We start from the raw sequence: 24,666 nt of genomic DNA on the forward strand, positions 1-24,666 counted from the left end.
TACCTGTTTTTCGAATAACGCAATCCCGGCAAAACAACAGATTCAATCATAACAGCTTCGGTTGAAATCAGAAATAATAAGCCGCACCCAGGCCTATCGTACGACCCATACTTGGCCATCCGACGGTAAAAGGAGCTATTGTCGAAACCATCGAAATCATATAATAGCCGTAATGATCGTAACGCTCGTCCAGAAGATTGTCACCCCAGACATAGACTTCGCCATTGCCTATTCCAAGACCGATACGGGCATCGACTTTGTGATAGGCATCAAGTTCGAAATTATTCTGCGGATCTGCGGCACGCTTGCCAACATAGCGGTATCCGATACGGGCGTTGAACGTCGATGCGCCGGCACCGAACAACCCGCCTAAAGCCTTGCTGTACTCCGCCGAAATCATGGCGCTCCATTTGGGTATATCAGGCATGCGGTTTCCCGGCTCAACGTCTCCGGCTGCAGTGTTTGTCGTGACATGGCTGGTTATTCCGCCATCGATGTAGGTCACCCCGCCTCTCAGGGTCAATCCACCTCCTGCCCGCCAGCAGCCCTCAAGCTCGAAACCCTTGCTTTCGGTGTCGGCATTCAGTGCGACCGTAGCAAAATTTTTTGACGGATCATAACCAAGCAGATGATCGTCCTTGACGTCGTTATAGAATAACGCCCCGTTCAGCATAAAGCGACGATCTCCGGATTCGTGCTTGAATCCGACCTCAAAGTTGTTGACGATAGCCGGATCATACGGATCGCTGTCAAAAGAACTGGTAGCATAATCGTTGAATCCTCCGGCCTTGTATCCCCGCGCGAACACGCCGTAAATGTTGGTTCCTGTGGCAACCGCATACGACAGGGCAACCCGGCCTGTGGAGTAATTGTCCGACAGACTTCTGTCATCGTACAGAATCATCCCGGCCGTCTCATAGCTGGCGCTGTACGTCTTTTCTTCCCAGGTATGGCGCAGCCCGCCGGTCACTTTGAGCGCATCGCTCAGCGGATAGGTAATCTCCCCGTAAACGGCATATGCATTTGTCTCGAAATCACGCAAATTGACCGTGGAATAACTGGGCATATCCGTATCGAAGCTCCGTTCGGTACGCGAGAGGTTCAATCCGGCAACCCAGAAAACTTTTGAATCAGGCAAGGAACCCAGGCGCAGATCCTGACTGAACGAGCGCTCTTCTGCCGCATCCTCTTTTATCAGCTCCATCGGGATACCCATCCACAGTGAATTCACGCTGATGTCCGAACCGTTATAGGTCTGCCAGTCTGACTTGAGGTATGAAGAAACGGAGGTCATACGGAAACCGTATAGATCGTGATTCAACTCAGCCGAACCGTGCACCGTCTCCTTGCTGCTCTCTAAATGACCCGGTGTCAGATCAAGACTCGGGTTGTCGCCATAAGGTCGAAGCACCATCATTGAGAGCCGGTCTTCAATCTTCTCGTATTCGGTCAGGAACAGCACCGACGTCTTTTCTCCGGGCTGCCACAGCACACTGCCCCTCATAGCCATATCCCTCGGCTTCGTAACCGGCTCACCATCCTGCTCGTTCATTACCGGACTGTCGCTGCCCGAACGGCGCAGAGCGACACGCGCACTCACGGTCTCGCTCACCGGACCTCCGACAGCTCCCTCAAGAAGATACCTGCCTTCCCCGCCGACTTCGCTGCGAAGATATCCCTCCGTTTCGCGGGTTGGCTTGCGGGTGGTTATATTGATCGCACCAGCCTCACTGTTCCGGCCGAACAGGGTACCCTGAGGACCTTTCAGAATCTCGACCCTTTCGATATCGAAGGTTGCCATCTGTGCAAACCGAGAAGACATCGGCGCGCCGTTGACATTGATCGTCACCGATCCGTCATCGGCACTGACAGGATAGAGCGCACCGACACCCCGGATGCGGATATTTGTATCGTTGTCTCCTCCTCCCGAGTTAACATCCACTCCAGGGCTGCTGCGAAGCACATCCTCGAAATCGACGGAACGCCGGGCAGCGATCTCGCTGCCGCTGATGACACTGATACTGAAAGGAATTTCCTGCGCATTCTCGGTGCCGCGCCTTGCCGTTACGGATACCGGCTCCAGCCGGATAACCAGAGAATCCCCAGACGCCTCCCCGGCATAAAGAGATTTCGGCGAAAACAACATCGCCAGAAAGAGTACGTTCAGGCCAAGAACAAAACCGCCTCTTTTTCCGGAACAGAAAGCCGGACTCACGCAACCGAAACGCAATAATGACGACATAGAACAAAGGATTGTAATTGAAAAACGCCTGACGAATCAACAATCGGAAAAGGCTCTATGCTTTTTTGCCACGAACACGGACAATGACGGGAACATGATTGCCGAGAACAGGCAACCGCGCAAGCAGCATGAAAAGCCGGATGAAAAACCCGGCGCGGATATACCGGTAAGGCTCGTTCGTCACCGACTCCACGCGCGGGCTCCATCCCCGGAGCAGCGGGTCGATCTCGTTGCGAAGCACCCCCCAGGGCATCTGCGGAGTCCGATAGTGCGGCGTTTTCCACATCCCGGCCATGGTCTTTTTTGAAAACCAGGGCGGAATGGTATCGAACATGATTTCGACACCCGGAAACCGCTCCAGTATGGCAAGAAGCAGTTCTCTGACCTGTTCTTCGGTGAAGTACATGAACAGCCCCTGGGCGGTAACGAAAACACCTGCGCCGCCGTCGACCTCGTCCATCCATGCCCGATCCAGTGCGCTGCGGCGAACATGCCTGCAACGCGGTCCGGAAGAGAGGAACCGTTCCCGTACGTCGATTGCCTCCGGCACGTCCACACACAGCCATTGTACCTTTCCGTCATCTATCCGCTGGAACTGGGTCTCCAGACCACAGCCCAGCTCCACCACGGTGCCTCCCGGATGATTCTCCATCCAGGGTCGCAATGCCTCATCGAACATCATCGAACGAACGGCGTGGGAACTGTCCGGAGGGCCGAAACTCCGCCGGTAGTCGTAATCAATCGATCGGTAAATCCGCTCGGCATGCTCGTCGCGAAACCAGGCGTCCTGACGCACCGACTCGCTGGCACGATTGTGCAGGGTCCAGAGCATCGTTTCCGGAACGCCGCACAGCCCGGCTTTCACCGGCTCACAACCCTGATTCATATGCAGCCCATCCTCTTTCATGTTCTTTTTCGTTAACGGTTTTCGATCCAGTATCTCCTGAAAGAGCGCATACAGAAAACACTGCTCTTATGCTTTACCTGACCGCATTAAATTAACAATCTCCGAAAAAGAGTCAAATTTTATTTAAACTAATTTTAAATAAAAAAAACACACAGAAGCATCACGACGCGCGAAAAACTGCAGCACGCCCGACCGACGCAGAGAGGGGTGAAGGGAACGTGTTCTCTCTCCTCCGGTAATGCAAGGGAGAATCCGTTCTGGCGCAGGGGCGTATAGCAGAACCATCACCACTCCCCGAAGCGCCACCGGCAGCCCCCGCACCACCCCCATCCTCAACCACAAACCGAACCGGAAACAACGTCCGCCGCAAAAACCCATCCATCAAACCCATAACCCCTCCATCTCATGGATAGAAATATCTCTCATTCAAAATGAACAACAAAATCCCATATAATAGAAATAAATTTCTATTATTCAGGCGCAAAAAAAAAGCCATCCGGCCAGCCGCCCTCCATCCTACAGCCCACCGCTCACATCTTCCACTCCGTCTACCGCCAGCCCAAAAACCACGCTATCGCCGTGGAATACTCATATTTCCTGCGTACATTATCAGGTTACTTTTCCGAAAAAGCAGCTGTAATCAGCGTTTTTATACCGATCCATATAAACAGCCCAAATAAAATCACAGCCATTATATAAGTGCATGCTTGGTAAGCATATAACGGATTTTGAAGCCTTGAGTTTTTTGTGTCTTATATGGGTTATGATTCGATTTCTGCGGTTTAGGCGGATCAATCTAATTATTGTTACACTACGGGAAAATACCGATGAATGATTTGCCAAAAGAATTGGTGGAACGAATTAACCTCTTTGAGGAGAATTACGACCTGAAGTTCTCTCACCTTCCAAGTAGTCCAAAAGTTGTTATTGGAGACAAAACCAATGGATGTCGCTTCGCTGTGAATGAACATCCTGAGCAAACGTTCAAACAGGTGGCTCATGCACTCCCTGAAGCAATTGGCAACAAATCAATTATCTGTGCTGAAGAGTGTGATTCATGCAACCACTTCTTTTCCGAACACGTGGAAGTGCATTATGACAAACTGGCAAAAGTGTATCGGCAAATTGCTCAGATCAAGGGAAAGAAAAAGGTTCCAAGTTACAAGACCAAAGATAAGCGATCTCGCATTGATGTAAGTGACAGAGTTATGATTAAGCAGACTGTTGGGAGCAACATGGTTGAAATTGACCAAGAGGGAAAGACAGTCACTATAAATTATGAGATTGAGCCATATGTTCCTGCGGCTGTCTACAAGACATTGGTCAAGATGGCACTGTCAGTCATGCCGCGGCCTCTTCTCGATTCCTTCGAAGCCGCAAACAGATGGATATGCAATCCTGATCACACAAAGGACCTGATGACTCCGCTCATGATAGATGAGACTTTCATACCTGGCCCACGCCCTAATCCAAGTCCAGCGGCTCTCTTGCTGACCCGAAAGGATTCTTGCACACAGCCATTTCCACACTGCATTTTTGTTCTTGCCTACGGCAATATCGTCCAGCAAATCATGGTTCCGAGCAGCGCAGACGTGGAGAACATCCCTGACGGCAAGATGAGAATCCCCAGATTCCCAACACCATTCGAGGTTGAATGGGAATACGGTGGGATAAGGTCCTGTTCAGTCGATTACACGAGCACTGACTTGCTGCGTGGCCGCGTTCTGCCGGTAACAATGTCTTTTGAGGGAATGGAAGAAATCCCAACAGACAGCAACGAATTGAAGAAGTACTTGTAGACATTTGTGTAACAAAAAAGTGCACCTGTGGTGTACCCGCTGTCCGTCTTCGGCAGCGGGTACACCACAGGTGACTTAGTCGTTATGTTTCAAGGAGAGTTCAGTGAACTTTAAGAAAATAGCTAATCGCCTTACAGGATTTAGCACTCCAATTTTTGGCGTTTCTTGGAACCCACCAAAGCTTGAGTCTGAAGCTGCACAGAGGTTAATTACGGAGCTTGAGGATAAGCGAGTTCTGTTTAATCCGTCAGACGTTGAAGTTCCGCATCACTGTGTTGAGTCAATTATCCAGCTTCGTCGCTTTTTGACTGATGAGCTAAAAGGCTTGGATCGCGAATCCAATCTTGCAGCAAATATCAATGCTATGCGTGCTGCGTGTAGAAAATTCCTTGATTCTGTTCAGTCTGACGAAAGGATCATTAGGTTTGGCTCAGATCAAGGTCATTTTGCGAGCTGGCAATTTATTAGTGCGGTTGGTGAGCTGCGTGGTGTATTTGGAGTACATATTGCTCAAGTATCGGCTCAGTACGGCATTAATTTAGGGTCGCCGCTATTAACTATCTTGCCCGGTGAGCCAGATAAAACATAACAAGCAACTGCAGCTGATCAATTTACGCTGCGCTCCAATTGCCCGATCCGCGGCCACGTTAGAAGCAAAAAATGTCTGGTCACTATTTTAAATATAAGGCTATCACCCTCACCTCAGAAGGTGAGCTAGATAAACGTTCGGTCAGCCAGGTCGTAGAGCCAATAGCTGAAAGTTATTTGTATTTGCCGACCCGTGAAAAATTGAACGATCCAAACGAAGGGATATTTCAAAATCAGATACAAGCGGGTATCACAGCATTTCTTCAGGGCTTAGTTAGTATTGGAGAACGAACTGAATTAACCAAAACGCTTTATGACTTAGCGCGCCAAATAAGCCAGTCAACGGACAATAGCGGTGTGTTTTCGCTATCGAGAAACGTTACGGATGAATTGATGTGGGCTCACTACGCCGCAAGTCATTGTGGAATTGCAATTGAGTACAACCTTGTTCAATTAACACGGTTTTGCTCAAAGCAACATCTCCACTGCTTTGGAGTAGATTATGTAGATGAGCCTCCGAGCCTTGATATTCAACATTTGCAAGGCAATGCCGAAAAAGCCGTTCGAGCAATGCTCGGGCACAAATCTCCGAGGTGGTGTTATGAAGAAGAATTTCGTGTTCTTTTAGAGAATATTCACGGCCCTATTCCTCACGATTACCGTGCAGTAAGAAGTATCACTTTCGGATTAAAGGTGCCTGAAGAAGTTCGAAAACAAATCTACGAAGAAACAAAACATAAGGTTCCGAAGTATTACGAGATTATCAAAATACCAGAAACATATCTGCTAGAAAGAAGGCTCATAGAGGCACTTTCAGGCAAGAATCCAACAGGCGAAAAGGCTGAAGTGGAATGGGCGGAGCACTTCACCGCGTTAAATGAAAATGAGAAGAAACATATGGTTGAAATTGCGCAGCGCGAAATTGAGAACGATCCACATTTCGTAGAGTTGATGCTAGCCGAAAAATCAACCACATCCCCATCCAAAGCCGTCCTGCAATACGAAGCAAAGCATCACCTTGGCCTTGATCCTTGGTCAAAATACACGAAGCACTATTATGACTTATAGTGCCAAAACGTCTAACAATGCCCTCAACGCGGACGCATTTTTAGTTCGCTACGCTCACTACAAATTAACCGGTTACAGCTGGCGTTGTACATCTATACACAATGTATGAATGACACGTGAAGAAACGCGGATTCTGGATCCACTACTACGACATGTTCGTATGCTTGCTCCAGAATGGTGGAAGGAACTGAAATATCAAACACAATTTGGGCCTGAGTACACTGACTTTCCGTATTTTCCCGCAGCACTTGAATTCGATGCACTTGCTCGCAATGCGATTATGCACCTTAACGAAGACCGCAAAAATATTCTTGTGCAGCAATGGCAATCCCGGCATCGCATTATCAAATTTGAATCAGAACAAGAGATCTTCGAACAATATGGCTCGATGTTATTGGGTTACATTGTAGAAACAGCAACGTGGGCCGGCACAAGAAGTTATTTCGAAAGTTAGCCATATATTGCAAATGCCAGGGCAAACGCTTCGAGAGTATCGCACCTCAAGCTTACTTCTGTATCCAGCCTATTCCCATTTGATATGCAGACCAGCACCCCAACCCCATGACCAACCGGCAACAACGCTTCACTCCAGCCGCTTAGCTCTCCGGCTCCGGGTGCGCAACACGCGCTTCCATGACACCCACTCCTCGGTTATTCTCTCAATCCCTGCTGTATGACAACTGACCTCTGGCGACCCCAGTCCCGAACACCGACCGGATGGCCGACTTGCTTCGCCAGCTCCGCAAGTCGCCCCCACCCCTCCGGCAACCCCGAGCCAAGCAATGCCGACAAAACCGTAACCAAACAAATCCGCAGCTCAGCCGACATCATCGGCATCGAACTACTCGACCACGTCATCATCGGCAGCAACGGCAACCACTTCAGCTTCAGGCAAGAAGGCCTCTTCAACTGAAACAAAAAAACAGGCGCTCCCACCCCAGCGCTCCTCCCCAGACACCTCCCGAATCCTCCTCCCACACTACCCACCAATCGGCAAATAATTACGCTATCAACAGTGATAGACTCCGGATTTATGCATATATTATTCCTTACACTTTCTGCAATAATGGCAGCAATCTGAGCTGTTATGCGGGTCAGTACAAGACATAGTCATAAAATTCATTACATTATGTAAGTTTATTACATTAAGGATTTAATGACGTTGTGAGGAGAATGAATCTTGTGTCTTATATGGGTTTTAATTTAATAAAATCAACAACTTTGCGATTCAATCTTATTATCATGAGCAAAATCAAGAAAGTTGACATTATATCAATAAATACGCTTCTTTGTCAAGTAATTGAGGGATATGAATACTACCACTACTCCTTTAATTACAGTACTATGAAAAGATTTTTAGAGCCCGAAATAGAATTTATCGATAGACAGAGTTTGGCAAAAGAACTTATAGAAGGCATTATTATTAATCATGGCAAAAAAGATATATTAAAATCTATCGTTAAACTGGCAGACTTTGAACAAAAGGCACAAGAATTAAAGCCTGAGTTGAGGGATCATGTTGTCCATGCCTTACTCTGTTACGTTTTTGGAGCCTATATATATGAAAGCTTTCTAAAACCAAGCGGAATTATAATAAATGATATTCAATGGAAAATCGCATGCTTATTTCATGATATTGGGTATCCTGTTGAAGTCGCAAATGAAATAGGCATAAAATATTCGAAAACAGTTAATTCGATATCGAATAATATTGGTTTTCCGGTTGATGAGGTTTATTTTAAAACTGTTCCAATAAATTTTGAGAAACTTCAAAATAACAAAAACAGCTTCGATTTGATCCAAAAAAATCTTGACTCCTGGGGGCTAAAAATTAATGCGAAACAAGAATACGATAAAAATATCGATTCCGGAAGAGTTTGCCATGGTATGATTAGCTCCTTGTCGGTCTTAAGAATAATAGATATATTGTACCAGAAAAATAATCCTGAAAGAATATTTGAGGAAAAAATCGTCGATGGAGTTGACTGGAACCAACGCTGGTTTATTGAGGATATTATCCCTGCTTGTTCAGCCATTTTTTGCCACAACCTTCCACCAGAATGCTTTAAAGAATCAAAAATCAATAGACATAATGCCCCTTTAGCATTTTTATTAAGAGTTACTGATTGCTTGCAGGAATGGGAACGGCCTTCAAAAGAAAATCCGGAAGGGTATTTAAGTACCAAATTTAATCTGAGTATTGATGATGAAAAATTAATACTATTTGCAGATATTCCCTTAGAGCGTAAGTTCAAAATAAATTCTGAGCTGCAAGCGGCACTAATTGCTGAAGACATAGTAATCCAATGATTCTTGCTAAAAAATCATCGGTGAGGACGTAATAAGCAGTTCAGCTCGTTCGCGCGGACAGGATAACCCCCGACGCCCTCACCCAATAACCACAACCTCATCCTTCGGCCCATCATCCCCAGGCACCGGATCACGTTTCGCCCACCGCTCCGGATGCTTCCGTTCCAGATACCACGCCGACGCAAACCAGCTCTTCTTTGACGCATCCTTGATATTCTTTCATGTGAAACTCCTCAGCCTTCGCCTCCGCACGCTCCACCGCTCCGCTCTTCATTCTACACAAAACACGCCGACAACAGCAGAAAACTCCGAATTCCTGAGTACATTTTCTTCGTATGCACTTCAAAAAGAGGCAGGAGCAAGCGTTGTTATGCGGATCAGCACTAAACGCAGCACTAAAACGCAATGCATTAGCTAACTCATTTCTTCGTAAGAGGATGATAGCGTTTTAAGGTGAGTCAGCTTTGTGTCTTATATGGGCTGTAATTCACAAATTCGCAGTTTATGCGGATCAATCTATTTATTGTTAGGCATTCGGAGAAGTAGTTGTCCAATCCAAATTTCGATCTTTTAAATGTTCTTCCAGTGACAACTCCTGAGCACACTGCTCAAGAATTGGCTTTTGCTCAAGCTGGTATCAATCCTTTACGAACCATTACTACATTTCATAACGAGATTGATGGGAACCTCGATTTATTGAGTTTTGATATATCTCTGTACTTGGGTCAGCCGAAAAGCTCGTAGTCGATCCTAAAAAACACCGTTCTTTGACACATTTTGGGCTTAAAAGCTCCCTGGAAGAACCTCTTAGGCGTAGCTATCCCGCAGGAAAACATCGTGCACTTTCTTCTTCAACTGTGTGCAGCGCATCATGTTATAGGTCAAGTTGGCTAATCCGATCTTGGCTGTTGCCCGTATGTAGCCAATGGTTCTGATGTACATGGCATGCATCGAATTGGTCATGAAGCCGAACACATGTTCAACTCTGGCGCGGGTACGAGACTTTTCCTTGTTCGAAGCCTTCTGGGCATCGGTGAGTTTATGGTACCTGTTGCCTTTTTCATGAACCATATTCCTCATACCACAGCTTTCGATAGTTTCTTCCTGTCCAATATAGGCCGCGTCTGCGTACAGTTTCTGACCGCCATCGTCGGTACTGATAAGGGTTTCGAGTTCCTGTGAATCATGAACTGAAGCATCGGTAACCATGTAGTCCCTGATGAGCTTTGTTCCCTTGTCAGCTTTTATATGGTTCTTGTAGCCGTAGAAAGACATCTTATTTTTTCTGGTCCAGCGAGCATCACGATCTTTTTGACGAAGTTTGTTGGGTCTTGCTTTCCAGGCTTCAGGGGTTTCGCCTTTCTTGATCTGCTGGTTCTCGTCCCGCGTGTTGCGCTGACGGGGAACTTCAACAAAACTGGCATCGACAATCTGGCCGGTATTTGCAAAGACGGACTGGTCGTCAAGGGCCTCATTGAACCGGTGAAACAGGGCTTCGATAACCCCTTCCTGGATGAGGGTTTCACGGAACTTCCAGATGGTCTTGCTGTCGGGAACCTTGTCGCTGGACTTCAGTTTCAGAAAGCGCTTGAAGCTCAGCCTATCTGTTATTTGGAACTCCATCTGGTCATCGGAGAGACTATACAAGCTTTGTAGAATGAGCAGTTTGAACATCATGATTCGATCAAACGGAGGGCGACCTGCTTTGCTGCTGTTTTCAGGCTTACTGAAGACGACATTCAGGATCGGCGCAAAGATGTTCCAGTCGATATATGTATCCAGTTTCACCAATGGATCTTTGAGCTTGGTGAGCCGTTCCAGCAGAAAATGTTCGTCGAAAAGGCCAAGAGGATTGATGTTTTTCATGATAGCAGAAGATGAATGAAGAAATCTGCTGAAATATACGAATTTCCGGCCTTTTTATGAACGCTAAGTCATTTTATTTATGAAAGATATGTCGCTTTCGAATAAATAGAGATGCCCAATAGTACTGCTGACGATGCCTCTCGGGCATGCGGCAGTTATTCTTCTGCAAAGCGTGCCGGGTAAAGACCACGTCGTTCTTGCGGGTCTGCTCCTCGGTTTTATCGGCATGGCGCTTGTACTTGGGGGCATGCGCGTTTCTCTGGACCTTACGGCGACTTTTCTTGGCCTGTTCGGCGGTCTTTTTGTCTGGGCAGGGTGGATCGAAATAGGATTGGAGTATCATGCTGCTCAGTTGGGAGTCGAGCCGATGATTCGGAACGGGGAAGTTGTCACCAAACCGGAATATCTTCTCATACCCTCTTCGGCAGGATTTTTTGCGGTTCTCATGCTCTATTATCTGTTCGGCATACGTACGGGTTGCCGTTTCTTCCTCTGGTTCCAGCGTTTATTGCGCATCGACAGATCGATCTCATCGGCCCGGATTTCGCGTAACGCGGCGATGGTCACCTTTATGGAGTTCGTCGTGCTGCTCTGGGGGTTTTACCTGCTGTTGCTGTTTGCCTACGACGAGCAGTTGGCCGGAGACCGACACGCCGTGACCTATTTCATTGCATTCGGTTCTCTGTTATGGTCGGTTCTGCTGTTTGCGAACCTTCTGAAAATCGGCAGTCTTGGTTATGCCATACGGTATGCCATACCGACGGTCGTCATATTCTGGAACTTTGTTGAAATACTCGGCCGCTGGAATGTGTTTACCGAGATCTGGATAGAGCCGTCCGATTACCTGTTGGAAATTGCGCTTATGGGAGCTGTTCTGATCATATTGACCATCTCCGTTCTGTTCGGAGAAAAAGGAAAACTGCAGCCGGATCGGCAATAGGGGGTTGTTGTATTGCCGAAAAGCAGTGAACTGCGATGTTTATTCTACAGGAAGGTTTCAGGAGTCGCATTAAGTCGAAAGGTATGCTTGAGGGATGATTCGGGAGCGTACCAGTAAAATCAGACAGTAAAGGTCTGTCGTTCTTTGGTTTTACTTTTTTCTGTGATACCTTACGACAGAGTGTAACATCATTCAATGGTCAGACTTCAAGTACGTTTCGTTCATCATGGCACATTTTGATGGAGAAGCGGTCAGGTTTTCTCTAATTTTAAACAATTCCGGAGGTTCATCATGCGATTTAAAGCGGTTCTGCTGTTTCTTTTTCTGATTTCACTCTCTGTCGTTTCCGAGGCGTTTGCCCAGGAGAAGCCCCGGATCGGAGTGTTGCGGTTTACAAACCGTACTTATGCAAGCTGGTGGCATGGCGGGGTCGGTTCGGAGCTGCAGGATATGCTTATTTCGGAACTGGCCTCGACCAATAGTTTTCGCATACTCGAAAGGAGAGAACTCGATGAGGTCATAAGGGAACAGGATCTGGGAGCTTCCGGCAGAATCAATCCGGCTACCCGGTCAAAGCTGGGCAGGATTACCGGGGCAAAGTATCTGGTTGCCGCTACAGTTTCCGCTTTTGAACACAATACGAGCGGCGGCGGTGGCGGACTCTCATACGGCGGCATCAGCCTTGGCGGAAGGCAGGACAAGGCATACATGGCTGTTGACCTGAAAGTGATCGACGTCGAAACCGGTGAGATCTATGACGCCCGTACGGTCGAAGCGACATCGAAGTCCAGCGGTATCAGGGTAGGCGTCTACCGCGGCGGGTTTGGGGGTCATCTCAACCAGTACAAGGATACTCCTGTAGGAAAAGCAATCAGGGGCTGTATCATTGAAATAGTCGATTACCTTCAGTGCTCTCTCGTGGAGGGAAAAAACAGCGGCTGTATGGATGAGTACAATCAGAAGGACAGAAACAGAAGGGAGAAGACCAAAAAGTCTATCGATCTTGATGATTGAAATGTGATACGGAAGGGCGGCTTAAAAGGAAGCCCTTCCGTGTTTAACTCGTTTTCTTATAGTATGCCAGGCTGAACCATTCGTTTTTATCGGAAAAGATCCGGTCGAGAAACAACCCCGCATGCTCTCCGACCGCATGAATGTCTTTTACATTGAACTTGTGGGAATTTTCGGTGTGAATGGTTTCTCCTTTCTGCAGGTCAAGAGGTTTTGCCGTTGAAGGGCAGTTCACATGGACTGCCCTTTTTGCTTCGAGATGCATTTCGATTCGTCTTTGTTCGCGATTGTAGAATGCTCTGTGCTCGAAATCTTCCGGGTCGAAATCCGACTTTATGAGGCGATTGACGACGCATAAAATGTTTTTGTTGAATCTGGCGGTAAGTCCCTGCCGGTCGTTGTATGCGATTTCAAGAAGAGCGGCAGTCTTTACCCGGTCGAATCCAATCAGAAATCCATCGCCGGGAAGCATGGTATCGCCGATGTTACGGATGAAGTTCATGGCTTCATCGCGGTCGAGATTGCCGATGGTGCTGCCGAGGAAGCAGAAGAGTTTTTTTCGTTCTCCTGGAATGAGATGCATCTGGTGGTAGTAATCGGCTGCGATTCCCTGTACCGAAAGCCCGGGAAACCTTTCTGCAAGTGCCCTGATCGATGTTTCAAGCGCCGAATGGCTGATATCGACCGGCAGGTAACGGATATGCGAGAGTTGCTCCGACGATAGTCTGTCGAGAATGATAGTGATTTTGGCGTGGTCTCCGCTGCCGAGTTCGGTGATGTCGATATCGCTGGAACCAATCAGATGTATCAGGGGGAGTTTCCGGAGAATCTCTTTTTCTGTTCGTGCAGGGTAGTACTCCGGAAGGCGGGTGATTTCGGTAAAGAGTTTCGATCCTTCCGTATCGTAGAAGTATTTGCATGAAATTCGTTTCGGGCAGGCAAGCAACCCATCGATGATTTCCGAAACAGCCTTCCGGAGGCCTATTTCAGGCAGACGGTTCACGATTGAGGCGGAACCGCATTCAACTGCATCTTTTGTGGAATAATCCATCATGCAACCATCAATGGTTAGGGTATTTCATTGTTTCGCTAGGGGCACTCCCGTTTCCCAGGGGTTGTCGGGATCGCTGCTCCACTCGAACCAGCCGCCATCATATACCGAAACGCGCGGCCAGCCCATGAGGATCGCATTGAACCATGCCTCACTGCCGCGCCACCCGGTTCCGCAGTAGAAGGCGAGGCGTTTATCGGGAACGATGCCCGATCTTTTCCATATATCGGCAATCTCGTGATATTCGCGGGTGGTATGATCGAGGTTCCGGTAGTTCTGCATGTGGTAGGCGTCGCTGCCACATTCGGCGAACACCGCTCCGGGTATGCGCCCTTTCTTTTTGATGTAGTTGTAGCCGCTGACTTCGCCGATGTATTCAGGATAGCTTCTGACGCAGACCAGCTCGGCATCGTCGGATTGCAGAATCTCCTTTGCTTCAGGGGTATCGACGGCGAGTTCCGGTCTTGCGGGTATTGCGGTTCCGAACGATGCAACCGGCCGTTTTGGCTCGTCTTCCGTGCTGACGGGATAACCGGCATCTTCCCAGGAGCGGTAACCGCCGTTCAGTACGCGCACGTCTTTCACTCCGGCGTACATCATGATGAACGCAAGCCGGATGGCGCCGATATGACCGGCTGCACTGCCTGGAAAGGGGTCGTCATTGTTCGGGTGCAGGAATTTGCCGTAAAGCACGACGGTGGTACCTGCGGTGATGCCATGCTGCTCGAGCGCTTTCCGCAGTTCTTCGGGAGTACGCCTGTTCCAGGTTTCGGGAGCCTCCAGCGCAAGTGTGTCCATATCGATTGCGCCGGGAATATGGCCGCCAAGATAGGCGTTGCGGTTGCGGTAATGGGCATGGCAGACGACGAACCTGTCGTTCCGGTATTCCTGCGGAGTGCCTCCGGAAATCAGGGTGTTCACCCAGTCGGAATGGACGAGCATGTGATGGTTGGGCAGTTTGTCCATCGGTTTGTCTGCGTCGCTGCTCCATTCATTCACAAATCCGTTATATACCGATATCTTTTCGTATCCGTTCAGCTGGAACCGTTCGACCAATAGAGTAGTTTCATCGGGCGAATATCCATACAGTACCAGTTCATCCTGTTGGCCGATATGTTTGAAATCGAGGATTGTTTTCCATTCCGGCAGGGTTGCCCATGTTGCGGGAAGGGATTTCGCGCCCCTGATATGTCCGCCCCGCATTTCGCCCCGCATTTTCCATCCATTGTAAGCGTCAACAGGGCGTACATCGATGATTATCGATTTTCGGCTTTCCGCTGCGCGGAGCAGTTCCCAGGTGGTTATTTCTTTTGGTTCAGGCATGGCATTATGGATTGGTGCGCATACGAATCAATCAGGGATATGGTAAAAGGTCCCTGTTTGTTTTATGCAACCATCAACCGTGATAAAAAAAATCCCGACGCACGTATCTTGTGGGTTTCCAGAAGGAAGGCGCATTCATATTATTGCAGCATGTTCAGCAACGAAGGCGTGAGGCTGATTTCCGTCACCTGAGCCGTCGTAAAACGGACGCCGGTTTCCATGGCTTGAAAATGGAGATGAAAACCGTAGCCAGGAGCAGGAGTACCTGCGCCGAACCGAATATCAGGTTCATCCGCTGGTTCCAGAGATAAGAAGGGTCCTGCAGGGCCGCTATGCCGATGTTGCCGGAAATATCCATCATTGCTGTTTCCCAGGGGCCGAGAAAGAAGGTGCCGAAGAGTATTGCCGAAACCGTGACGATCCATTTGACGGTAAGCCAGGTGTGCCTGAAAAAACCCCAGTTGCTGAAGAGGGAGTAGATGAGCCCGGTGAGGAGGCAGCCTATTGCTCCGGGGATGACCACTATGTTCATGTCGACATGATGGATGCTCCGGTTGATGCCGTGGAGTTCGCTTCCGTCGGTGATGCCGTTTTTCAGGAAGTAGAGCGAGAGCAGCGAAAGCGCGCCTCCCGTCCAGAAGCCTACAGCAATTAGGTGGAATCCTTTCAGCCATTTGAGGCCTTTTGCCGAGAGTTTCCGCATTCGGAACTTCAGTTCAGTAGTAGTATTCGGGGGAGAGCTTTCTGGTAAAGCGGTGCATCATGTAGTTTGCGAACCAGACCCAGTTCAGCGGTTTGCCTTTCATGCGCTGCATGATGGAGCGGCCGTTGTACACCTCTTTCTGAAGCTTTACGAAGTTTTCGAGCATTTTTTCGCCGCTCATTTTCTTCGGTTCGAACATGTAGTGGTAGGTGTCGTATTTATCCCAGTCGAAGTGGCGTATGCGGGATTTCATTTCGTCGAAATAGGGCGTGCCGGGGAAGGGGGTGACCAGCGAGAAGACCGGAAACTCGATACGGTTCTTCATGATGAAGTCGTAGGTGAGCTGGAAGCTTTCCTCGGTATCGTTATCGAAACCGAACATGAAGTAACCCTGTATGGCTATGCCGTTCTGATGCAGGTTGCTGACCACCTTTTCGTAGCTTCCGAGACGGTTCGAGCCTTTCTGGACGCTTTTCAGGGTTTCGGGGTTGAGCGATTCGAACCCGATGCTGAGCAGGTCGCAGCCGGAACGTCCGGCAAGTTCGGCGACTTCTGGTTTGTCGAGGAAGTTCATGGAGATGTTTGCGTTCCAGTGGACGCCGAGCCCGGCCATCTCTTCAAGCAGAGTCATGAAGTATTTCGGCCTGAAGCTGATGTTGTCGTCCATGAAGGAGAAATTGATCTTCTGCCTGCCAAGCCTGTCCTGGTGATAGCGCATTTCTTCGAGCACCAGATCAAGTTCCCTGTAGCGGTAGTTTTTGCCGTAGATGGTGGGTGTCGTGCAGAAGTTGCAGCCGACCGGGCATCCTTTTGTGGCAAGGATCGGAATCAGGGTACTGTATTTCTTTCTGTTTTTGGAGTTGAGCGCATAGGTGAAGTCGGGGCGGAGCATGCCGTTCATCGGCTTCAGGGTCTCGGCGCGGTAGACCTGCTTCATCTTGCCGGTGAGCATATCCGTGGCTAGTTCCGTCCAGATGGATTCGATTTCGCCATAGACGACGCTGGTGCAGTGCTGAGAGGCTTCGTCATGCAGCATGGTGGGGTGCACGCCGCCGAGAATGACGGTTTTGCCCTGTTTCAGTGCTGCGTCGCCTATTCTGTAAGCTTTGTTTGCGTTAAGGGTGCGTGAGGTGATGGCGATGACGTCATAACCGGAAAGGTCTTCGGGTATCGTGTCGCCGAGCCGTTCGTCGATAAAGGTGACATCGAAGAGTTTTCCGACGAGAGTGGCTACCATGATGAGGTTGAGCGGCATGCTGACCGTGCCGGAGTCCACCATCATGCTGGTGTTGCTTTTGGGCTGCACGAGCAGCCATTTTTTTCCGGATTTCTGTCGGGATGCGAGTTGCTGCAGAAGCTCTTCTGAATAACCTGCTGCGGGGGCGAACGGTGCTGTAACGATCTCGGCTTGTTCGGTCTGCATACCCTGATGAACGGCAAAAGTGGTAAAAAAAACAGGGAAAACGCCATGAGCGGTTCCCTTGAACTGCGAAATTACAAGGTATGAAAAGTTTTGAAAAAACAAGTATCTCAAGCCGGAAAAATCGGGCTTTCCCGGTTTGGCTCTGTCTGATCAGGTTTTATGAAGTACCGCTACGGTGAAGCGGCTGACGCAGACCAGTTTCCCTTCTTCGTTCCGGATTCTGATGTCCCAGACCTGAGAGGTTTTTCCAAGATGCAGAGGGGTTGCAGTTGCGTGGACATATCCACTTTTTACCGGTCGGATGTGATTTGCGTTGATTTCCTGGCCGACGATATACTGCTTTTCGCGATCGATGCAGTATGATGCGGCGATGCTGCCAACGGTTTCAGCAAGGGCCAGGGAGGCGCCTCCGTGGAGAATGCCGATACGCTGAATGGTGCGATGATCGACCGGCATCCGGGCTGTCATGAAATCTGAGCCGACTTCGGTGATTTCAATGCCGATATGCCGAGCCATCTGGCCCTCGACGATCTGGGTTTCGTTGATCTCATCCGGCGTTACAGGAACCGTGAATATTGTGGCAGTATTCATATGGCTGGCGGGAGATGTGTTGAACGGGTACGATATCTGATCGGGATGAAATGCGGGAGCGGGTGACGAGATTCGAACTCGCGACATTTTGCTTGGGAAGCAAACACTCTACCAGCTGAGTTACACCCGCATGAAATGGGACTCCTGATGCTGTTCCGATGTGGTGAGAGAGGGAGTTGAACCCTCGACCTCAGGGTTATGAATCCTGTGCTCTAACCAACTGAGCTATCTCACCAGTTGATGGGCTGTTAATATAGGAAACTATCCGAAAAAAACAATCGGCGTCCCGATTTATTTTTCGCTGCAGGTCTCTTCGGCGACAATGAGCCTCCGGTAAATCGCCTCGGCAACTTCGACGTCTTCCGGCGTGGTAATTTTCATGTTGTGGTAACCGGTTTCATAAATGCGGATGCGCTGTTCGGGGAAAAATCGTTCGACCAGCGATGCGTCGTCGGTTCCGTACCATTGCTCCATCTCTCCCTGTTCATGAGCCTGTACGAGAAGGCCGGCGCGAAAACTCTGCGGAGTCTGCACCTGCAGCAGACGGCTTCGATCGGGGGTTTCGCCGAAGAATCCGGGATCGCTGGCGATGAATTTTATGGTGTCTTTCGGTTTGGTTGCCGGAACGCAGGCACCGTATTCCATTGTTAGCCGGGAGATGTTGTCGATTTCCGATGGACGGATGAACGGGCGTGCCCCGTCATGGACCATGATGATGTCCGGTCCGGCGCCTGATGCCGCAATCTCGTTTTCGATGAACCGGATACAGTTTCTGATGGAGTCCTGGCGCTCTTTTCCGCCTTCTATGATCGCCCTGATCTTGCTGAACCCATACTGCCTGGCCATGGATTGCAGGTTTTCGATATTTTCAACTCTGGTGGCTATATAGACGGCCTGTATTGTCGATGCGTTCTGAAATGCTTTAAGGGTGTGGCAGATGACCGGGTATCCTCCGATTTCAAGCAGTTGCTTGCTCTGGCCGTCGCCGAGCTGCATCCGTTTGCCTATTCCGCTTGCGGCGATGATTGCCGATGCGCTGATGGTCATGACAGAGCTGATGGTAATGGTTAGTGGATGAACATTGCATCGCCGTAAGCCAGGAACTGGTAGTCGCCTTTGAGCGCGGTTTTGTATGCTTCCATGAGCAGACGGTGTTCGGCAAATGCGCTTACAACCATGAGCAGCGTGGTTTCAGGCTGCTGGAAGTTGGTGACGAGGGCGTCGGTGACCTTGAACTGGTAGGGCGGATAGATGAACTTGTCGGTCCATCCCCGCCCGAACTTTATTTTGCCGTCAACCGTGGCGTTTGCTTCGAGTACCCTGCAGGTGGTGGTTCCGACCGCGATGACTCGTCCGGTTTTGTTGATTTTGGTTTCGTTGATCTCCATGGCGGTCTGGTAGGGAATATTGAAATATTCCGAATCCATCTTGTGCTTCGATACATCCTCGACTTCGATTGCGCTGAATGTGCTCAGACTCGGATGCAGCGTTACCGGCAGGATCCTGACTCCCATTTTCTGGATTTTCTGCAGAAGGGGCATGGTGAAATGCATACCGGCCATCGGGGCCACCACTGCTCCGGTTTGCGAAGCGTAAACCGTCTGGTAGTCTTCCTTGTCCGACTGCTTCGGTTTTCTGGTGAAATAGGGTGGAAGCGGAACGTGGCCGATTCTTTCGACAAGTTCGAAGACGTCTATTTCGGGGTTAAGAAAGCGGATGGTCCTGCCGCGGGAGGTGGTATTGTCAACCACTTCGGCTACGACGTCCTCATCGAAGTAAATTTTATTGCCGACACGCACCTTTCGGGCGGGATCAACAAGCACGTCCCACAGGCCGGCGTCTTTGTTCAGGACGCGAAGAAGGAATACTTCGATCTTGGCATCGGTTTTCTCTTTCTGCCCGAAAATCTTGGCAGGAAAAACCCTGCTGTTGTTAACGACAAGCAGGTCGCCTTTTTTGAAATACGATACAATATCCTCGAATACCTTGTGTTCGATCTCTTTTTTTCTGCGGTTGAGCACCATAAGCCTGCATTTGTCGCGGGGCGAGACCGGTTCTTCGGCAATTTTGTTTTTCGGCAGGTTGTATCTGAAGTTGGACAGGCGCATAAGCGGTGAAGCGATGAATCGTCAGTAAAAATGGAAAAATAAAAATTATACGTTTTCGCTCTGAAAGAACAAAACCCCGGAAAGCGTCGCAGCAATACCGGGGAGTTGTCAATATGGTCATGAAGCGATTTCAGCCGCCTCGCCCTCCTTAAGCGTGAGGTGGTGTCCGGCCAGGCATGCTCCGGCCTCTCCTGATTCGGATCTGGTGAGCAGTGCGCGAATCAGGTGTTTTTCTATGGTTATGGTGTAGCTGTTTTTACGGAAACAGACGTTCAACTGCAGTTTTTTCCAGTGACCGGGCAGGTTCGGGTGGACGTTGAGTTTACCGTCATAGAACGAAATGCCGGCGAAATAGCGAAGAACCGTGTCGAGCGTACCGGCCATGACTCCGCAGTGAATGCCTTCCTGGGTTGTGCCTCCCTGCGTATCGTTGATGTCGCTTTTGAGCGCCTCGAAGAACCATTTCCAGGCGGTTTCGTGCCCGTTATCAAGATAGCTCGAAATTATGGCGTGAACAACCTTGCTGAGGGTCGAGCCATGACTTGTTCTTGGTTCATAGTAAGCGTAGTTCTCCCTGACGAGCCGCATGGCGTCAGGCGGGGTATAACCGTTCTTTTGCACCAGACGGGCAACCTCGCCAGGGGAGAGCGTGAAAAACGTCATGAGCACATCGGCCTGCTTGGCAACCTTGTAGTTGTCGGGCGAATCACCTTCGGCTTTGAGTATCCTGTCCATTCGATGGATATTGCCGTACCTGGAACGGTAATGTGTCCAGTCGAGTTCCTTGAGCCCCATATAACCGTCGAACTGTTCGAGGATTCCGTTTTGATCGATCAGGATGTTCATGGAACTGCTGATATCGCGCCATTTCTGCAGCTCGTCGAAACCGAGATGGATTTTTTCCATCAGGGCTCTCAGGACGGATTCGTCAATGGTTTCGCTGATTTCAATCGCTTTCTCGAACAGCCAGACAGCCATGATGTTGGTGTAGGAATTATCCTTCACACCCTCTTCGCCGCTTTCGGGAAGCGCTTCATGGAATTCGTCAGGCCCCATGACCCCTTCGATATGGTATTTTCCCGATTCGGGGGAGTAGTTTGCGATGCTGGCCCAGAAACGTGCGATTTCAAACATCATTTCGGCGCCGAATTCATTGAGGAACCCGGTGTCGTCTGTATCGTAGATGTAACGCCAGGTATTGTAGAACACGGCGATGGAAACGTGACGCTGCTTTCGGCTCAGATCAGGGCCCCAGGTGCTGCTTTTTGGATTGAAATGGATGATCTGGGTGTCTTCCTTTCCGTCATCGGCGGTCTGCCAGGGGAACATGGCCCCGTGATAGCCGTTTTCGCGGGCGTATTCCCTTGCCGCATCGAGGCGCCTGTAGCGGTACATGAGCAGGGCTCGCGATATGTCGGGGAATGTTCTGTTGAAGAACGGAAGAATGAAGATTTCATCCCAGAAGATGTGGCCGCGGTATGCTTCGCCGTTCAGTCCCCGGGCGGTCATGCCGGCATCGATCGATGTATTGTGAGGCGATGCGGCGCAAAGCAGGTGATAGGTGTGCAGGCGCAGCACTTTCAGGCTGAACCGGTCGCCCTCGATGCAGAGCCCGGCTTGGTTCCAAAGTTTTTCCCATTCGCGGCTATGAGCATCGAGGAGAGTCTGGAACGACTCATCCTGCTGCAGCGATTCCCTTGCCGCAGCCATGGGGTTTTCGCTGCCGTTTTCGTCGAGTGAAGTATGAATTGCCACCAGTTTTTCGATGGTACAGCTTTTCTCGGGGCTGAGCTGAAGCCTGAATGACTGGCTGATGTAGCGTTCGCGCGATTCCGTCGCCCTTTCAACTGCAATTTCCTGGGTGTGACAGATCACTTTTATCCGTGAGGCTGTCGCAATACTGTATCGGGAGTTGCTCGTTTCTACCTCCAGGCAGATCGTATCGCCCTCTCCGGATGCCGATATGTGTTCGAGATGGTCGGATGAGAGTTCGCTGTATCGGGCGACATTCCTGTTTTCGATCGTGCCGTCGATTGCCGAACGGAATTCGACCGTGGCAGTATAGTTGACGGGACGCAGGACAAAGCGAAGGGCGCAGCGGTGCGGATTGTCCATGCTGGCGAACCTTCGGCTGATGATGCGGCTGATTTTTCCGAGATTATCCTGGATGACAATCTCTCGTTCCATTACCGCGGTTCTGATATCGAGGTTCTGGCGGTAGCTGAGGATTTTCTGTTCGAAAGGATCGATGAATTCACCGCCTCCGATCCTGAACTCTATCGGCAGCCAGTTGGGGCAGTTCACGAAATCGTTGTTGAATACCGTCTGGCCGTGAACGTCGGAAGGGAGCCTGTTGTATATTCCGGCTATGTATGTGCCCGGGTAGTGATGGCTCGAGGCTTTCGATCCCTCATAGGCGCCCCTGACGCCGAGGTAGCCGTTGCCGACAGAGGTGAGCGCTTCACGGAGTTTTTCCTCTTTTGCTGCAAAGTTGTTGTAGGTGACGTTCCAGCAATCGGTTGCGAGCCCTTCGGTAAACCAGGCCTCGATCTCTTCGATTGAAATTTCACCGAGATCCCTGACGACGATATCTGCGCCCTCTTCCTTGAGTTTCGTGCCTTCTATCTCGCGTGCGATGCCGAGCACAAGTCCGAAATTGCCTCTTGAGCCCGCTTGCACGCCCGATATGGCGTCTTCTACCACGACGCACTCGTGCGGTTCGAGGCCCAGGTTCTTTGCCGCAGTGATGAAGATATCCGGATTTGGCTTGCCTTTCAGGTTCATTTCGATGGAAACTTCACCGTCAACCCTTGTTTCGAACAGATCTTCAAGTCCGGCAAGCTGAAGGATCATCCGGCAGTTGCGGCTCGATGAGGCGATGCCGATGCGGATGCCTTTTGCGATAAGGTTTCTGATCAGTTCGACCGATGAGGTATAGACCTCGGGCCCCTCCTTTATGAGAATTTCAGTAAAGAGCGTGTTTTTCCGGTTTCCGAGTCCGCATACCGTTTCTTTTTCGGGGATATCGTCAAGCTCTCCGTTCGGCAGCTCGATGTCGCGCGAGGCAAGGAAGCTTCTGACTCCTTCCATGCGCGGCTTTCCATCCACGTATTTGTGATAATCGTGAACCGGGTCAAACGGGACGAACGGCTCATTGTTCGCTTCGGCATAACTTTTCAGAAAGGAGTTGAACATCGATTCCCAGGCAAGGCTATGCACTTTAGCCGTACCGGTTATTACTCCGTCAAGATCGAATATTGCACCTTTAAAGACGTTACTCATTGTCACGCGTTGAATGTTAGTATGAATTGAACGTAAAAAAACTCACAGCGAAAGGAGGCCGAGAATGGTGAGCAGGATGTCGGGATACGGCACGATGTAGCTGTTCGGACAGATCTCTTCAACCTGTTTTTTCAGCTTTTCGTCCCTGGTCACGAAGATCGCCCAGACATCGTCGAACATCTCCACGGCTTTTTTCAGCATCGGGATATCGGAGGATGTATCGCCGCAGACAAGGGTGGGGCCTTTGGCGGTATCGATGCCGAGTTTGCTGGAAATGAAGGCGAGTCCGTCACCCTTGTCGAAATCCTTGATGGCGGAGTTTCCGGAGTTGACGTCGATGGTGAGGATGATTTCGATGTCGAGTCCCGTGTCCTCGATACGGAAATTCCGGTTTTCAGGATCAATTTCCCTGACGATGCTTTTCACTTTCTCGAGAAATGCCGAGGATTCGTCATCCTTGATGGAGCGGCTGATATCCTGTCGTGCTACGGTTGTTTGTCCGAACTTGATCTGCATGGCAGATCCGATAAAGTTGAACTTCTCGAAATTCGGGTCCTGGAGGAGAACATGGAGGCGGTCGTTGAGCAGCCTTATGAGTTTCTGCTTGTTGTCCTCGATGGGGAAACTGTTGAAGTGACCGTCGAGATCGATGAACTCCCTTCCTTTCGATCCCGCATAGACAAATGTATTGCTCGGATTGATCGACACATTGAGGATTCCGAAATCCTTCAGCGGAGCCGAGGTGATGAAAATCGGATAACGGCAGCAGTTCCTGGCGAAACGACTGATGAATACTGCGTTATAGATTGGCTGGATTGATGACCGGTAGCGACCGCAATAGTTGTTCGTGGTTCCGTCCCGGTCTGTGACGAAGGCGTTGAAGCGTTTTCCGCGCAACATGTCGATGCCGTGGTTGACGTAACCGCGGAATCCGGGAATGAACTTTGCCAGATAGTCGATGAACTTGTCTTCGCCGTACTCGAGGTAGTAGATGTCTTTCTGAAGCTCGCGTATTTCATAGGTCAGATCCACTTCGATCTGCCTCATCCCGTCGATTTTGAGAAGCCTCTGGCCTGTATCGTCGTCGATGTAGATCGTTTCGAGGGAGTAGAGCGCGTTTTTCAGCGATTCGACGCATGCTCTTCCAACGACCCGCTGCTTGATGATGTTTCTTACTATCGGTTCACGCAGCTCTCGGGTTTCGGCTTTCAGCCTGTACAGTTCCTTGAGCGTTCTTATGTCCTGCAGCGTGATCGGCGTAATGCATGTTGTGAGCTGTTGTTCTTTCAGAATCGTTTCGTGCATGCGTAACCGGTAAGGAAGTGAAGATCGGGTAGAATGATAAGCAATCTACGCAAAAAGAGAAGAAAAGCTTTAAAAAACTTTCTTAATTAACATATTCGTCATACAGGGAAGTTCCCGTTTGAATCTTTTGTTTTACTCTATTGCCCGTC

The 24,666-nt window shown here is 49.7% G+C and carries 20 protein-coding genes and 2 tRNA genes; 8 read left to right on the forward strand and 14 right to left on the reverse strand.

The features are described 5' to 3' along the window. Positions 1-67 precede the first annotated feature (67 nt). Together K4305_RS06940 and K4305_RS06945 are read right to left on the reverse strand one after the other, a co-directional pair. Complete coding sequence (locus tag K4305_RS06940; RefSeq protein WP_331561680.1) at positions 68-2,242, reverse strand: TonB-dependent receptor; 2,175 nt, start codon at positions 2,240-2,242, stop codon at positions 68-70. A gap of 55 nt (positions 2,243-2,297) precedes the next feature. Then, complete coding sequence (locus tag K4305_RS06945; RefSeq protein ID WP_331561681.1) at positions 2,298-3,128, reverse strand: class I SAM-dependent methyltransferase; 831 nt, start codon at positions 3,126-3,128, stop codon at positions 2,298-2,300. 848 nt (positions 3,129-3,976) lie between these two features. Between K4305_RS06945 and K4305_RS06950 the strand changes: the two genes are divergently transcribed. The 6 genes from K4305_RS06950 to K4305_RS06975 all read left to right on the forward strand — a co-directional run bounded on the left by K4305_RS06950 (position 3,977) and on the right by K4305_RS06975 (position 8,914). Next, positions 3,977-4,948 (forward strand): hypothetical protein, encoded by a 972-nt coding sequence (locus K4305_RS06950; RefSeq protein WP_331561682.1) that lies wholly within the window; start codon positions 3,977-3,979, stop codon positions 4,946-4,948. A 103-nt stretch (positions 4,949-5,051) separates the two neighbouring features. After that, positions 5,052-5,537 carry a DUF6650 family protein gene (locus K4305_RS06955; RefSeq protein WP_331561683.1) on the forward strand — a complete coding sequence of 162 codons (486 nt, stop codon included), beginning with the start codon at positions 5,052-5,054 and terminating at the stop codon, positions 5,535-5,537. Between the two features lie 71 nt (positions 5,538-5,608). Further along, complete coding sequence (locus K4305_RS06960) at positions 5,609-6,604, forward strand: DUF2971 domain-containing protein (protein WP_331561684.1); 996 nt, start codon at positions 5,609-5,611, stop codon at positions 6,602-6,604. Between the two features lie 109 nt (positions 6,605-6,713). Beyond that, positions 6,714-7,058: a hypothetical protein gene (locus K4305_RS06965; RefSeq protein ID WP_331561685.1), complete on the forward strand. Its 345-nt coding sequence runs from the start codon at positions 6,714-6,716 to the stop codon at positions 7,056-7,058. 219 nt (positions 7,059-7,277) lie between these two features. Then, positions 7,278-7,517 (forward strand): JAB domain-containing protein, encoded by a 240-nt coding sequence (locus K4305_RS06970; protein ID WP_331561687.1) that lies wholly within the window; start codon positions 7,278-7,280, stop codon positions 7,515-7,517. Between the two features lie 329 nt (positions 7,518-7,846). After that, positions 7,847-8,914: a hypothetical protein gene (locus tag K4305_RS06975; RefSeq protein ID WP_331561688.1), complete on the forward strand. Its 1,068-nt coding sequence runs from the start codon at positions 7,847-7,849 to the stop codon at positions 8,912-8,914. An 807-nt stretch (positions 8,915-9,721) separates the two neighbouring features. Here the strand turns inward: K4305_RS06975 and K4305_RS06980 are convergent. Next, a complete protein-coding gene (locus tag K4305_RS06980) occupies positions 9,722-10,780 on the reverse strand; it encodes an IS5 family transposase (protein WP_331561689.1) in 1,059 nt (352 codons plus the stop codon). Positions 10,781-10,913: 133 nt separating this feature from the next. On the opposite strand from K4305_RS06980, the gene K4305_RS06985 reads away from it, so the two are divergent. Together K4305_RS06985 and K4305_RS06990 are read left to right on the forward strand one after the other, a co-directional pair. Next, on the forward strand, positions 10,914-11,720 hold the full coding sequence (locus K4305_RS06985) for a hypothetical protein (protein ID WP_331561690.1): 807 nt from the start codon (positions 10,914-10,916) through the stop codon (positions 11,718-11,720). 291 nt (positions 11,721-12,011) lie between these two features. Continuing rightward, positions 12,012-12,734, forward strand: a complete 723-nt coding sequence (locus tag K4305_RS06990) for a CsgG/HfaB family protein (RefSeq protein ID WP_331561691.1) — start codon at positions 12,012-12,014, stop codon at positions 12,732-12,734. Positions 12,735-12,777: 43 nt separating this feature from the next. Here the strand turns inward: K4305_RS06990 and egtD are convergent, their stop codons facing one another. The 11 genes from egtD to K4305_RS07045 form a co-directional block, all read right to left on the reverse strand. Next, entirely contained in the window at positions 12,778-13,785 is a 1,008-nt protein-coding gene (gene egtD, locus K4305_RS06995) for an L-histidine N(alpha)-methyltransferase (protein ID WP_331561692.1), read from the reverse strand. Between the two features lie 24 nt (positions 13,786-13,809). Then, positions 13,810-15,105 carry a rhodanese-like domain-containing protein gene (locus tag K4305_RS07000; protein WP_331561693.1) on the reverse strand — a complete coding sequence of 432 codons (1,296 nt, stop codon included), beginning with the start codon at positions 15,103-15,105 and terminating at the stop codon, positions 13,810-13,812. A gap of 184 nt (positions 15,106-15,289) precedes the next feature. Further along, the gene (locus K4305_RS07005) at positions 15,290-15,808 is read right to left on the reverse strand and encodes a hypothetical protein (RefSeq protein WP_331561694.1); all 519 of its coding nucleotides are present in this window, start codon (positions 15,806-15,808) and stop codon (positions 15,290-15,292) included. 13 nt (positions 15,809-15,821) lie between these two features. Then, positions 15,822-17,231, reverse strand: coding sequence for a B12-binding domain-containing radical SAM protein (locus K4305_RS07010; protein WP_331561695.1), 1,410 nt, complete (start codon positions 17,229-17,231; stop codon positions 15,822-15,824). Between the two features lie 150 nt (positions 17,232-17,381). After that, positions 17,382-17,822 (reverse strand): hotdog fold thioesterase, encoded by a 441-nt coding sequence (locus K4305_RS07015; protein ID WP_331561696.1) that lies wholly within the window; start codon positions 17,820-17,822, stop codon positions 17,382-17,384. 57 nt (positions 17,823-17,879) lie between these two features. Next, positions 17,880-17,952: transfer RNA gene (locus tag K4305_RS07020), tRNA-Gly, on the reverse strand. Between the two features lie 31 nt (positions 17,953-17,983). Next, positions 17,984-18,057 (reverse strand) — tRNA-Met (locus tag K4305_RS07025). A 56-nt stretch (positions 18,058-18,113) separates the two neighbouring features. Next, a complete protein-coding gene (gene ispD / locus K4305_RS07030; RefSeq protein ID WP_331561711.1) occupies positions 18,114-18,863 on the reverse strand; it encodes a 2-C-methyl-D-erythritol 4-phosphate cytidylyltransferase in 750 nt (249 codons plus the stop codon). Positions 18,864-18,889: 26 nt separating this feature from the next. Continuing rightward, positions 18,890-19,930, reverse strand: coding sequence for a tRNA preQ1(34) S-adenosylmethionine ribosyltransferase-isomerase QueA (queA, locus tag K4305_RS07035; protein WP_331561697.1), 1,041 nt, complete (start codon positions 19,928-19,930; stop codon positions 18,890-18,892). Between the two features lie 117 nt (positions 19,931-20,047). Then, positions 20,048-23,212, reverse strand: coding sequence for a beta-phosphoglucomutase family hydrolase (locus K4305_RS07040; RefSeq protein WP_331561698.1), 3,165 nt, complete (start codon positions 23,210-23,212; stop codon positions 20,048-20,050). 42 nt (positions 23,213-23,254) lie between these two features. Next, positions 23,255-24,517: a trehalose 6-phosphate synthase gene (locus tag K4305_RS07045; RefSeq protein ID WP_331561699.1), complete on the reverse strand. Its 1,263-nt coding sequence runs from the start codon at positions 24,515-24,517 to the stop codon at positions 23,255-23,257. Positions 24,518-24,666: the final 149 nt, after the last annotated feature.

The organism is Chlorobium sp. (assembly GCF_036528655.1).
In the GTDB taxonomy this organism is placed as follows: Bacteria; Bacteroidota; Chlorobiia; order Chlorobiales; family Chlorobiaceae; genus Chlorobium.